The sequence below is a fragment of the Flagellimonas alvinocaridis genome, assembly GCF_004916895.1.
Lineage (GTDB): Bacteria > Bacteroidota > Bacteroidia > Flavobacteriales > Flavobacteriaceae > Flagellimonas > Flagellimonas alvinocaridis.
Window position 1 is genome coordinate 194259 of sequence record NZ_SNTZ01000004.1, and the last position, 12748, is coordinate 207006.

15 protein-coding genes are annotated in these 12748 nt (G+C 42.4%); 6 read left to right on the forward strand and 9 right to left on the reverse strand.

What is annotated here, in order from left to right:
* Positions 1-7 precede the first annotated feature (7 nt).
* The gene (locus EZV76_RS10415) at positions 8-394 is read right to left on the reverse strand and encodes a GTPase (RefSeq protein WP_136566610.1); all 387 of its coding nucleotides are present in this window, start codon (positions 392-394) and stop codon (positions 8-10) included.
* 95 nt (positions 395-489) lie between these two features.
* Between EZV76_RS10415 and EZV76_RS10420 the strand changes: the two genes are divergently transcribed.
* A complete protein-coding gene (locus EZV76_RS10420) occupies positions 490-990 on the forward strand; it encodes a hypothetical protein (protein ID WP_136566486.1) in 501 nt (166 codons plus the stop codon).
* A gap of 3 nt (positions 991-993) precedes the next feature.
* Here EZV76_RS10420 and gldC read toward each other — a convergent pair whose 3' ends face one another.
* Both gldC and gldB read right to left on the reverse strand, forming a co-directional pair.
* Positions 994-1326, reverse strand: a complete 333-nt coding sequence (gene gldC, locus EZV76_RS10425; RefSeq protein ID WP_136566487.1) for a gliding motility protein GldC — start codon at positions 1324-1326, stop codon at positions 994-996.
* Complete coding sequence (gene gldB, locus EZV76_RS10430; RefSeq protein ID WP_136566488.1) at positions 1327-2304, reverse strand: gliding motility lipoprotein GldB; 978 nt, start codon at positions 2302-2304, stop codon at positions 1327-1329.
* A 66-nt stretch (positions 2305-2370) separates the two neighbouring features.
* On the opposite strand from gldB, the gene nadE reads away from it, so the two are divergent.
* On the forward strand, positions 2371-3159 hold the full coding sequence (nadE, locus tag EZV76_RS10435; RefSeq protein ID WP_136566489.1) for an NAD(+) synthase: 789 nt from the start codon (positions 2371-2373) through the stop codon (positions 3157-3159).
* Between the two features lie 166 nt (positions 3160-3325).
* Positions 3326-3955: a response regulator gene (locus EZV76_RS10440; RefSeq protein ID WP_136566490.1), complete on the forward strand. Its 630-nt coding sequence runs from the start codon at positions 3326-3328 to the stop codon at positions 3953-3955.
* A gap of 60 nt (positions 3956-4015) precedes the next feature.
* On the opposite strand, the gene dnaG is transcribed toward EZV76_RS10440, so the two are convergent.
* Positions 4016-5989 carry a DNA primase gene (gene dnaG, locus EZV76_RS10445; protein WP_136566491.1) on the reverse strand — a complete coding sequence of 658 codons (1974 nt, stop codon included), beginning with the start codon at positions 5987-5989 and terminating at the stop codon, positions 4016-4018.
* Positions 5990-6135: 146 nt separating this feature from the next.
* Here dnaG and EZV76_RS10450 point away from each other — a divergent pair, with 146 nt between their 5' ends.
* Positions 6136-6444: a phosphoribosylpyrophosphate synthetase gene (locus tag EZV76_RS10450; protein ID WP_136566492.1), complete on the forward strand. Its 309-nt coding sequence runs from the start codon at positions 6136-6138 to the stop codon at positions 6442-6444.
* A gap of 3 nt (positions 6445-6447) precedes the next feature.
* Here the strand turns inward: EZV76_RS10450 and EZV76_RS10455 are convergent, their stop codons facing one another.
* The gene (locus EZV76_RS10455) at positions 6448-7077 is read right to left on the reverse strand and encodes a 2OG-Fe(II) oxygenase (RefSeq protein WP_236640905.1); all 630 of its coding nucleotides are present in this window, start codon (positions 7075-7077) and stop codon (positions 6448-6450) included.
* Positions 7078-7186: 109 nt separating this feature from the next.
* Between EZV76_RS10455 and EZV76_RS10460 the strand changes: the two genes are divergently transcribed.
* Together EZV76_RS10460 and EZV76_RS10465 are read left to right on the forward strand one after the other, a co-directional pair.
* Positions 7187-7537 carry a 7(1) septoil knot domain-containing protein gene (locus EZV76_RS10460; protein ID WP_136566493.1) on the forward strand — a complete coding sequence of 117 codons (351 nt, stop codon included), beginning with the start codon at positions 7187-7189 and terminating at the stop codon, positions 7535-7537.
* 37 nt (positions 7538-7574) lie between these two features.
* Entirely contained in the window at positions 7575-7823 is a 249-nt protein-coding gene (locus EZV76_RS10465; RefSeq protein WP_136566494.1) for a zinc-ribbon domain-containing protein, read from the forward strand.
* 109 nt (positions 7824-7932) lie between these two features.
* Here the strand turns inward: EZV76_RS10465 and EZV76_RS10470 are convergent, their stop codons facing one another.
* The 4 genes from EZV76_RS10470 to EZV76_RS10485 form a co-directional block, all read right to left on the reverse strand.
* Positions 7933-8907, reverse strand: coding sequence for a polyprenyl synthetase family protein (locus tag EZV76_RS10470; RefSeq protein WP_136566495.1), 975 nt, complete (start codon positions 8905-8907; stop codon positions 7933-7935).
* 296 nt (positions 8908-9203) lie between these two features.
* Positions 9204-10244, reverse strand: a complete 1041-nt coding sequence (gene rlmN / locus EZV76_RS10475) for a dual-specificity RNA methyltransferase RlmN (RefSeq protein ID WP_136566496.1) — start codon at positions 10242-10244, stop codon at positions 9204-9206.
* Positions 10245-10320: 76 nt separating this feature from the next.
* Positions 10321-11370, reverse strand: a complete 1050-nt coding sequence (queA, locus tag EZV76_RS10480; protein WP_136566497.1) for a tRNA preQ1(34) S-adenosylmethionine ribosyltransferase-isomerase QueA — start codon at positions 11368-11370, stop codon at positions 10321-10323.
* Positions 11371-11456: 86 nt separating this feature from the next.
* Positions 11457-12686 carry a 3-phosphoshikimate 1-carboxyvinyltransferase gene (locus EZV76_RS10485; protein ID WP_136566498.1) on the reverse strand — a complete coding sequence of 410 codons (1230 nt, stop codon included), beginning with the start codon at positions 12684-12686 and terminating at the stop codon, positions 11457-11459.
* Positions 12687-12748 lie beyond the last annotated feature (62 nt).

Consider the following 12748-nt stretch of genomic DNA (forward strand, 5'->3'; position numbering starts at 1 on the left):
AGACCACTTAACCACGCCCCTTTAAAGGGGCGTTTTTTATGCGTTGCTCCACCAAGGCGACCAACTCACGGGCCGTTTGAAGCTGGTTCAGTTCATCCGTGGCAATAAACACTTCCAAATCCATTTGGCTTTCCAACAAGACAATGGGAAATGTGAACTTGGCCCCAAACTTACTGGCATATTGCTTTTTGAACTCGTTTTTATGTAAAAACTCTAATTGCCCACCTCTCTCCTTTCGGAATTTTTTCCAGACCCTGTTCTCTGAAACCAAGCCATAGGTGATGTCGCAGAGGTTGCACTCATAGGTAGACGGACTAAACACCTTGTGCATGCTGTCCAAAATGGCATTTCGGGTGCCTGAATCGGCATTGTAGACCAACAAAAGTCTTGGCATTTCGCTTTTCATAGTTTAGATTCCAATGCACCTGAAAAATTGCAGGTCTTCACATTTGTCGGTATTTTGTGTTTCTTTATACAACAAACCAAGTTATGAAAAACACCGCCACCTCTATCACCCCCAATAGCTTTATCAAAACCTTATCCTTTTTGCACATGGGTATCATGGCCGGCCCAGTAGTTTTGGGCATCTTCTTTTACACCCAGGTGCAAAATCCCCATTTGGATTTTTCAGATTCGGGAGATGTGTTTTTGGCTATCATTCCCCTCATAGCCATCACCGGTATTTTTCTGGGAGGTTTTATTTTCAAGAAAATGATCGGCAGCATTCCAAAAGACCTTGGTCTACGCCAAAAACTGGCTCGGTTTCAAACTGCCAGTATCATCAAATATGCTTTTCTGGAAGGTCCTGCCTTGTTCAGCATCGTGATTTTCCAAAATACCCAAAACCTTGCCCACTTGATTATTGCCGCCTTTTTGATTTTCTATCTTTTTCTACAAAAACCTACAAAAGATAAGGTGGAACGTCATCTTGACCTTTTGGGAGAAGAAAAAGCAAAATTTAACCGATACGATCAACCTCTGAGTGAATAATTCCTATTTCAACTCCATTTTCTCGGCGAAATAATCACAAAAATCCTTCATAGTCGCCGTCATTTTTTCATCTTGGGTAGCTTTCATAAAAGTATCCGCCATGGTCATCAAGGTTTGATGGAAAAACAGCTTCATTTCATCCACCGGCATATCCTTGGTCCAAAGATCAATCTTTAAGGACTCTTTGTTCTTACTGTCCCAAACGGACAGCATCATGGCTTTGGCCTCCTCATTTTCTATACCGCCATCCTGTGCCGACCATCTGAGCTCTTCGGGAACCCTGTTCTCATCCAATCCTACCGTTAATTTTATTTCCGAAGTATGTTCTACTGCCATTTATTTTCTGGGTTTGTAATTTGATTTTTTCAATAGTTCGTCGGCCGGCATATCCAAAAGTTGTTGGAGACCAACAGAATTGTTTTCCATAAAGGCCCTCACAATCTGCCATCCCATGTAGCGACCCAATCGCCCTGGGGATTCATTGTCCAGTTCTAGACCAAATTTGGAAAAGGGTGCCGGGTCCAAAAACTTTCTATCCAATTGGGAGTCGGTACTATAGAGCAGTTCGCGCTCTACAAAATACCGCCACATCTGTTCTTCATTTGCCGTGGCCCAATCCATTTGGTCTTGGGTATATCCAATTTTTTGTGCATCCGTATTGGCTGGAAGCAATCTATCCTTTAGATATAGTTCCTTGCCATAATACACCATTCTCGAAAGAAAGCTTCTATTTCTGGGATAGTTGAGCACTTTCTTGGCAAAGGCACTGGCTACATCCGAGGCCAAGTACTGTTTATCCAATCCTGCCGAAATGTAGCGTTGGATGCCTTCATAAAAATGATGGTCCTGTCCCAAATAATTGTCCAATCCTACCAACAAAAGGGTATCTGTGAGGATAATACGGTCATTGTAGCGTACATCTGAAGTAAGGGTCACTACTTTAGGCACCACAACATTGGGAAAATAATATTTAATGTGTTTAAAAAGGGATTCCAAGCTCTCGGCTTCCTGCTCAAAACTTCCAAATGCCTTATCCACTTCCCCTGAAAGTTCAACTTGAAGGGTATCGGTCAACTTGGCCACCCATATGCTGTCCGAAAACTGCGCTGGGAACAAATATGGATATTTGGATTTTAACTTTGGGATATCCAGGGGCTTTGCTTCTGCAAACTCACGATCAAACCGAAACACTTCAAGATCAATGGGAATATTGGCAATTTCCTCCTCACGCTTATCGGTTTCCTTGCATCCCAACGTTAATAAAAGAGAACCACACAAAATGTAAAAAAGAAAGTATTTAGGCAAGCACTTCATTTTTAAGGTAGCAGGGTTTAAATTTACAGGGCACAAAGGTAATTTATTGAATCTAATTAGTACGATATGCAAACAGAAAAGGTAATAGACCATATAGTAAATTGGCTCAGGGAATATGCCACTAATGCCAAATGCAAGGGTTTTGTAATTGGTGTTTCTGGTGGAATAGACTCAGCTGTGACCTCTACCCTATGCGCCAAAACCGGGCTTGACCTTTTGTGTTTGGAGATGCCTATTCACCAAGGTGAAAATCAGGTGACCCGTGCAGATCGGCATATTGACTGGCTCATGGAAAATTTTTCCAATGTATCTCGTCAACCTGTAAACCTGACCCCTGTCTTTGACAGTCTGGTAGCTGCCTTCCCAAAGGTTGAAAACGAAGAGGAAAGGTTTATGTCCCTTGCCAACACGCGTGCACGCCTACGCATGACCACCTTATACTACTTTGCTGCTTTAGAAGGATACCTTGTGGCCGGAACAGGTAACAAAGTTGAGGATTTTGGTGTTGGCTTCTATACCAAATACGGTGATGGTGGGGTTGACCTGAGCCCAATTGCCGACCTCTTAAAAACAGAGGTCTATGAGTTGGGGCGGGTACTTGGAGTAAACCAAGATATTATGGATGCCGCTCCCACGGATGGCCTATGGGGAGATAGCCGTACCGACGAAGATCAAATTGGGGCCTCTTATCCAGAATTGGAGTGGGCCATGAAAATGGATGACCAAGGAAAAATTGCAGCTGATTTCTCTGGTAGGGAAAAAGAAGTTTTCTCCATTTATGAAAGATTCAATACGGCCAACAAGCACAAGATGATTCCCATACCTATTTGTGAGATTCCAGAACAATTAAAGTGACCTTTTGACCAAGAAAACCCAATTTAAGACGAAAAAAACCATAGAAATTCTATGGTTTTAAGAAAAAAATTACAGTTTTACGTCATCAAATTGTTATCTTGCCTGCCATACCGTGTAGGTAAATAAGTCACTAACTAACCAAATAATTGGACTAAACTCAAACCGAATGATAAAAGTATTGATTGCCGACAATCACCCGATTGTTAGGCTTGGCATCAAACAAGTGCTTGAATCCAGCCAAGATATTGAAATCATTGCCGATGTTTCTACAACATCTGAATTATTTGAGGCCCTCGCCAAGGTTACCCCAGATGTGGTGATGTTGGAAATGGACATTCCTGAAATTAACGGAATTGCCACCTTGAGGAAAATGAAGTTGGAGTTCCCTGACATTAAGACACTCATGTACAGTGGACAATCAGAAGATGTATATGCCCTTAGCACCATACGTGCCGGAGCATTTGGCTACCTGTCAAAAACAGCCGATTTGGATTACATCATCTCTGCAGTGAAAAAAGTAAGCGAAGGCAACATGTTCATCACCAATGAATTGGCCCAACGCCTTGCTTTTGATGAAGGCACACAAAAACCACGTAGGTTCTTTAGAAAGCTATCCTCCAGAGAGGTGGAAGTATTAAAGCTTTTGGCCAGTGGAAAACGTAACAAAGAGGTAGCCGAAGGGCTCAATCTAAATGAAAAAACAGTAAGCACCTACAAGGCCCGTTTAATGAAAAAGTTAAATGTGGACAACTTGGTGGATCTACTGCAACAAGCTAAAGCTTTAGAACTTTATTAAATAACCAACCCAAACAAACTAAAGCTGGTAAATCCTGGGCATTTGTCCAGGATTTTCTGTTTAGGACAACACCCTATTCAATTTGGCGTTCAACAACTTGTTCAATTGCAGGTAGTTCATGATTTCCTCTAAAACCTCACTATTGTCCCCATTGTTGCCCTCAGTATGCTCCTGCAGTTTTTGAATCCGGTTTTTGATTAGGTTGCATCGCAAGGTCAAAATGGTTTCACCTACGAGCTGTGCCACTCCGGTTTGTTTTTCTTTCGGATAGATGTCCTTTCGTTCCCAATCGTGCAAGGTGTACTGTTCCTCTTCCATTAAAATGGAGGATACTTCGGAAATGATATCTTGGTCCAATTCAGACAAAAAGGTATTCACTGCAAAATCCTCATTCTCATTCAAACTTTCAATGAGTTTGTAGTAAATGGCTCTAAACTGTTCGTTGGTAAGTTCAATTTCATCTTCCTGAAGGTCCAAATAGACTTTTTCATACACTTTGGCCTCTATAATTTCAGGCTCTAGAACCAGCTCTCCTTCTTCGTTCTCTTTCAACACCAAGTCCTCAAACTCTTGCTTCTGGTTTCCGTAGAGCAGTAGCATCTCAATAATCTTGCGCTCCAGTTCATATTGAACATCGACCTTTTCGACCACAGGGTCATTTTTAACCACTTCAAAGGCTTTCTGTTCCTGTTTGTATGCTTTATTTACCTCCGTCGCCAATTTCTTATCAATCTGGGCCAAGGTATTGTAGAGCACAGCTTCGGAAATCGCCATTATTTTGGCACACTCCTGAATATAGATTTCTTTTTTGATACGGTCTGGTATCTTACTGATACTGTTTACAATATCCCGAACTGTATCGGCCCGTTTTATAGGATCGTTGGCCGCTTCTTTTGTTAAAATGGAAGCCTTAAACTGGATAAAATCCTTGCCATTCTCCTCCAAATAGAGCACCAAATCCTCATAGGTATTGTTCTTTGCAAAACTATCAGGGTCTTCACCATCAGGAAAGGTGCAGACCTTAACATTCATGCCCTGTTCCAAAATAAGGTCTATGCCTCGCAGAGATGCGCGCAAACCTGCCGCATCGCCATCAAAAAGTACGGTAATGTTCTTGGTAAGCCTATTGATCAATCGAATCTGTTCCGGCGTAAGGGCAGTTCCACTGGAGGACACCACATTTTCAACACCCCGCTGGTACATCTGGATGACATCGGTATAGCCTTCAACCAAAAAACAATTGTCTTCCTTGGCTATGGCCTGCTTGGCAAAGTATATCCCGTAAAGTACCTTGCTCTTGTGATAAATCTCGCTTTCTGGCGAATTGAGGTACTTGGCCGCCTTTTTATCGCTGGTAAGAATACGACCGCCAAATCCCAATACCCGGCCACTCATGGAGTGTATGGGAAACATCACCCTTCCCTTGAATCTATCGAACTTCTTGGTTTCTCCGCCAGTCTGCTCCTTAACAATGGTGAGTCCAGTTTTTTCCAGAAATTCCAATTGATAACCTTCTTCCATGGCCGACTTTGTAAAAGCCTCCCACTCATCCAAACTATATCCCAGTCCAAACTTCCTTATGGTCTCATCGGTAAAACCGCGCTCCTTAAAATAGCTGAGCCCTATGGCTTTTCCTGGTTCACTTTCCCAAAGGGTTTTGGTAAAATATTTTTGTGCGTATTCCGAGACCAGATACATGCTCTCCCGTTCATTGGCCTGTTCTTTTTGTTCATCGGTCTGCTCGGTCTCCTCTATTTCAATATTATATTTTTTGGCCAAGTACTTAATGGCTTCAGGGTAGGTAAAATGTTCGTGCTCCATGAGAAAGGCCACCACATTGCCCCCTTTGCCACTACTGAAATCTTTCCAAATTTGCTTTACGGGACTGACCATAAAACTTGGGGTGCGTTCATCCGTAAAGGGGCTCAATCCCTTAAAATTGGACCCTGATTTCTTCAACTGTACAAAATCCCCAATCACTTCCTCTACCCGGGAAGTTTCATATACCTGATCTATGGTGGTTTTTGAAATCAATGGAATTACTCTTTGCAGCCTTTAAAGGTAGCTAAAAAACAATTTTTCGATGAATTGCGCCCAAAGATTTCGTATCTTATAAGTATCAGGTAACCTCTGTGTTCCCAATGAACCCTAAAACACTACTTTCATATTTATAAACCGTCATGAAACATTACCATTTTGACACTCTCTCCGAGGCTGTGAATACCTTGAGTCAAGAAGGGTACAAAGAAGATTTTGAGGCTGAAGACGATTGTATCAGGGCACTATATTCCAAAAAAGAATACCAGCCCAACGAGCTTATCATCTTGGCTTCGTATCGTTTTGAAGGCATGACCAACCCTAGTGACCAAGCCACGGTTTTTGCCATTAAGGCCAACGATGGTGTGCTGGGCACCATGGTTATGTCCAACAGTGCAGAACACAATCAAAATGTGGATTTGATCCAAAAAATTCCTTCCAATAGACAATAAGCCCTATCCAAAAAACTGACCAAGAGCAGAGGGCTGGTACAATAACCATCCGGTTAAACTAAACCTACTTTTATGGGCTTCCAGTACGGCGTGGGGCACCTTGGCGCTTTTAAACATGACACATCTGCCCGCAATGGGCTCCACTAAAAACGATTCATTGTCGTTTTCAAAAATTTCCAGTTCACCCCCATCTCCTTTTTGCCAACCTTCATTGAGATAGATCACCACGGAGATCATCCGGTTATTCCGATTTTCAAATTGATCTAAATGCTTATCGTAATGTCCCCCGGATGGATAGTGGGCCAAATGGAATTCGTATCCGGAAAGACTTAAAAAACAATAGCGGTTGAACATGTGAATCACCTCATCGACCAGGTTCCAAAGTTCTTGGATATTGGCATCTCTTTTTCTATCCAACCAATAGGTAAAATCGCCCCGAACATTATTGTCAACATGCTTGTCCATATCCGTGCCAATGCCGGCCTCCTTAAAAACAGGAAGCTTATCAAGAAAAAAAGACCGGATTTCGGCATAGAGATCATCCCGAAGAAAATGATCAATAATCACATAATCCTTATCAGAGATATCATCCATCCAGGACAACCAATTCTCTATACTATGATAGGCTTTCAACTTTTTTCAAAATGTGTGCGAATGTAGAAAATATTTAAAAGCGTAGTTTTATTTTATTTGGTAAGGTATTTGATTTTCTTTTCAGGTCATCCCCAGAAAACAGTTTATCATGAAAAATACGATTCCAATTCTCATATTCATACTAATCAACCAAGATCTACAGGCCCAAAAGGTGTTCCAAACCAACGCTGAATACAAGGCAGACATAACAGTGGTCGAAGTTGACCAAGAATATAAAGCCGATCTTTTGGTTTATAAAGTAGATCGGGACTACAAAGCAAGTGGTAATGAAGGGCGTTGGTTTTTTACGGATAGGGAGTACCAGGCCGACTTTGCCATTTTCTTTGTGGAAAGGGAATATCAGGCAGATATAAAGGTGTTCATTGTTGATTCGGGTTATAAGGCAGGTTGGCGTGAAGAATCGTTAAAAAATGAAATTGAACGACTGATTAACGAGTAATGCAAACGTGGTATCTTTGCGGTGTAAAATGTATTGTATGATTCTTTTCTTCGGAACAAAACCTGGAAAAAAAGAGACCAAAATATTAAGGAATGTTACCTGTACACATTGTCAGCAAACAGGAACTCTTACAGCTGTTCAGCAATCCAATAAAGCCCATATATTTTGGATTTCCGTTTTTACCATAAACAATACCAGTTATGTAGAGTGCTCGCACTGCAAACGGATCTATTACAAAGAAGAGTTTACCCCAGAGATGGAACAAGCATTGATTTCTTCAAGATAGAGGCTCTTGGAAAATCGTGTAAAGCTTATTTTTATCATTCTCGACTGCGCTCGAACTGACAACTGAATGAATTTGAGTTTGAGCTTGAACTTGTCCTCTGATACGAACACTACTTTTTACGATCTACCACGTAGTTCACCATCAGAGTAAGGGATGCTTTGTAGTCTGAATCAGGGTAATTGTCCAACAAAGCAAGGGCTTGGTCCTTAAACTCCAACATTTTTTCCACGGCATATTCCAGACCGCCCATTTCCTTCACGTAGGCGATGACTTCTTTTACCCTTTTCTTATCCTTGTTGTGTTTTTTGATGGAATTGATCAGCCAACTTTTTTTCTCCTTATTACTTTGATTAAGCGCATAGATTAAAGGAAGGGTCATTTTTTGTTCCTTGATATCGATACCTGTGGGTTTTCCAATTTTTTCCGCACCGTAATCAAAGAGATCATCTTTTATCTGGAACGCCATTCCACATAACTCCCCAAACTTTCGGAAAGTTTCCACCTCTTCGGAATCGGGGCGGACGGAACAGGCTCCCATACTGCAGCAAGCCGCGATCAAGGTGGCCGTCTTTTGCCGTATGATATCGTAATAAACCTCTTCTGTAATATCCAAAAGTCGAGCTTTCTCAATTTGTAAAAGCTCTCCTTCACTCATATCCCGAACCGCATTGGAAATAATATGCAACAAATCGTAATCCTTGTTTTCCAAGGCCACCAAAAGTCCTTTAGAAAACAGGAAATCGCCTACCAAAACGGCAATTTTGTTCTTCCATAAGGCATTGATGGAGAAAAACCCACGCCTTTTATTGCTATCGTCCACCACATCATCATGGACCAAACTGGCCGTATGGATCAACTCAATGATGGATGCACCACAATAGGTCCTTTCATTGACTTCGCCATTGAGCAATTTAGCGGTAAGAAACACGAACATGGGCCGCATCTGCTTGCCCTTTCGGTTAACAATGTAATAGGTAATCCTATTGAACAAAGCTACTTTGGACGACATGGATTTCAGAAACTTCTCCTCAAAAAGTTCCATTTCGTCTTCAATAGGCTCCCTAATCTGAGAAACGATTTTCAACGCGTTGGGTTTGGCTAATTTATTTTAAAACCCTAAAAGTAGCGAAAATGCGAGAGTTGGTCATAGGATGATGTAAGTTTTAGGACAGATGAACCAAATGCTCGATGATTGGTTGCGTATGGTTAATGGTTTTTAGTTCATCGTTATTGGGTGGTCGCTTCTTCAACTTTGAACATTGAGCTTGAGTATTGAACTTGGGTTTGGGTAAAAGGTGAAGGGTGAAGGGTGAAGGGTGAAGGGTGAAGGGTGAAGGGTGAAAAAATATAGTTTACTGAAAATTGGCCATTGTTAATTGATTATTGCTTATTGGCCAACTGCCCACAAGCGGCATCAATATCCTTTCCTCTGGACCGGCGTACAGTAACGGTAATTCCATTTTTCTCCAAGGTACGCTGGTACATATCCACTGCGGCACTTGAAGCTTGTTGAAATTCGCCATCATCAATGGGGTTGTATTCAATCAGGTTGACTTTAGACGGGGCGAACCTGCAAAACTTGACCAAGGCATCGGCAGCTTCTTGGGTATCGTTAATTCCCTCCCAGACCACATACTCATAGGTAATCCTACTTTTGGTCTTACCGTACCAATATTCCAAAGCCTCTCTTAAATCGGCCAAAGAAAATGTGGCATTGAAGGGCATTATGGAAGTTCGAACCTCATCAATGGCGGAATGCAGGGAAACCGCCAAGCCAAACTTCACCTCCTCATCAGCCATTTTCTTAATCATCTTGGGAACCCCCGATGTGGAAACCGTAATTCTTTTTGGGGACATGCCCAATCCTTCAGGTGAAGTAATCATGTCTATGGCCTTCAACACATTGTTGTAGTTCATAAGTGGTTCTCCCATTCCCATAAAGACAATATTGCTCAGGGGTCGATCAAAATACAATCGACTTTCATTATCTATAGCCACCACTTGGTCGTAAATCTCATCCGGATTGAGGTTGCGCATGCGCTTCATCCGTGCCGTAGCACAGAACCTACAGTCCAAACTACATCCTACCTGACTGGATACACAGGCTGTGGTTCGGGTTTCCGTAGGAATAAGTACTGATTCCACAATCAAGCCATCATGGAGGCGCACCGCATTTTTTATGGTTCCGTCCGAGCTTCGTTGCATTTGGTCTACCCTGATGTGATTGATCACAAAGTGCTCTTCCAGCATTTGCCGGGTTTCTTTGGAAACATTGGTCATGGCCTCAAAGGTGTGCGCCGATTTCTGCCAGAGCCACTCATACACCTGATTGCCCCGGAAAGCTTTATCGCCACGTTCCACGAAAAAATTCCGCAGTTGTTCCTTGGTCAAGGCCCGTATGTCTTTCTTCTTTGTTTCCACAGTTTAAAGATAATCAAGAAAAAAATCCCGCTGGTTGTTGAACCAAACGGGATTCTTATCTATTTTAAGTTTTATCCTAAAGGATAAGCATGGCATCTCCGTAAGAGTAAAAACGGTACCCTTCCAAAATGGCCTGCTTGTATGCTTTCTTTATCAGGTCATGACCTGCAAACGCAGATACCATCATCAACAAGGTCGACTTTGGCAAATGGAAGTTGGTGATCATGCAATTGGCTATACTAAAATCGTAAGGGGGGAAAATGAACTTGTTGGTCCATCCCTCAAAAGTATTGAGCGTGTGCTCAGATGAAACCGCACTCTCCAAGGCCCGCATTACCGTAGTCCCCACGGCACAGACTTTTCTCTTGTCGTCCTTGGCCGAATTTACCACTTCGGTAGCTTTTTCATCGATGACCAACTCCTCGCTGTCCATTTTGTGCTTGGACAAATCCTCCACCTCAACCGGGTTGAAGGTTCCCAGACCAACGTGAAGGGTCACTTCGGCAAAATCGATTCCCTTGATTTCCAAACGTTTCAACAAGTGCTTGGAAAAGTGCAATCCGGCTGTAGGGGCCGCAACGGCTCCTTCATATTTGGCATAGATGGTCTGGTATCTTTCCTCATCCTCTGGCTCAACATTTCTTTTGATGTATTTGGGAAGTGGTGTTTCTCCCAATTCACGGAGTTTTCTCCTGAAATCGGTATAGGAACCATCATACAAAAAGCGCAACGTTCTCCCTCTGGAAGTTGTATTGTCGATGACCTCTGCCACCAAACTTTCATCCTCGCCAAAATAAAGTTTGTTCCCAATTCGGATTTTCCTGGCCGGGTCTACCAGAACATCCCACAACCTTTGTTCTTGATTAAGCTCTCTGAGCAAAAAAACTTCAATACGGGCACCGGTCTTCTCTTTGTTTCCATAAAGTCGTGCAGGAAAGACCTTGGTATTGTTCAGGACCATTACATCACCTTCATCAAAATAATCGATCAGGTCCTTAAACATTTTGTGTTCAATTTTTCCAGTGTCCCTATGAACTACCATCAGTTTGGATTCATCCCTGTTTTCAGCAGGATATTCGGCCAATAATTCCTTGGGTAGTTCAAAGTTGAAGTTTGATAATTTCATTTAAGCTTTTTTTCGATTTTTTTAAGAGCGGCAAATATACAACCTCACCATAGGGGATGTCAAGTAATTTGGTGATTAAATGCCCATTACAGTTCGGCAACCTCAAAACCTAGGGTGCCTAGGTCGTTCCAAAAATCTGGATAGGATTTGGAAACCACCTCGGCATCATTGACCTTAAAGGAAGTTTTAACCGCCAAGGGACCAAAGGCCATGGCCATTCTGTGATCGTTGTACGTATCTACCGCCACACCCGATTTCAGACTTGATGTAGGTTGCAATGTTAGGCTCTCGGCATCAATATCCACTTTTGCACCAAACTTGGACAGTTCGGTTTGCATGGCAGCCAAACGGTCGGTCTCTTTTATGGGGAGGGTATGCAATCCCGTAAGATGGCAACCCATTCCCAACCCCAAACAAGTAACAGATATGGTTTGGGCTGTATCGGGCGCATTGGACAGATCGTATTCTACATGTTGAGGGATTTCATCCGAGGTTTTTGTCAAGGTAATGGTATGGTCACCAAAGGTAGTCTCCACCCCAAAATCTTTATAGATTTTAGCCATAACACTATCACCTTGGAGTGAGTTCTTTTTGTAGGACGACAATTGGATTTTCGTCCCCACTTCACAAAGCGCCACAATGCTGTAAAAATAACTGGCCGAACTCCAGTCCGATTCCACCACAAGAGTGGTATCCTGAACCATATCTTTTGGTTCTACCTTAATCGTGTTTCCTTCAAAGGACGTGGTGACACCTATCTGTTCCAAAAGAGACAAGGTCATTTTGATGTAGGGCACGGAAGTGATCTTTCCCACAAGATTCAATTCCAATCCATTTTTTAGGCTGGGTGCAATCAAAAGCAGGGATGAAATGTACTGACTACTGATGTTGGCCGGCAAGGAAACCTTGTCCTTTTCCAATTTTTTCCCAGATATTTTTATGGGAGGATATCCTTCTTCCTTCACATATTCAATACTCGCCCCCAGACTTCTCAGAGCTTCTACCAAAACTTTTATGGGACGTTCCTGCATACGCTGGGAACCTGTCAATATGACTTCTTTGCCTTCTTGCGAAGCAAAATAGCCCGTTAAAAACCGCATTGCGGTGCCTGCATGGTGGATATCCACTTCCCCACTAACCTTCTTCAACCCTTTTTGCATGACTTCACCGTCATCAGAATTGGAAAGGTTTTCAATCCTTACATTGGGAAAAAGGGCCTGAAGCAACAAAGATCGGTTGGTCTCGCTTTTAGAACCTGTAATCTGAATGGTTTTTTGAAGTTTTCTGTCTTGTGGGGTGCTAAGTTGAAGTCTCAAAACTGCTTTGGTTTGAATGAATCTCCAAAGCTAGAAAAAACGTACCTAATGGCCGTTTAGCC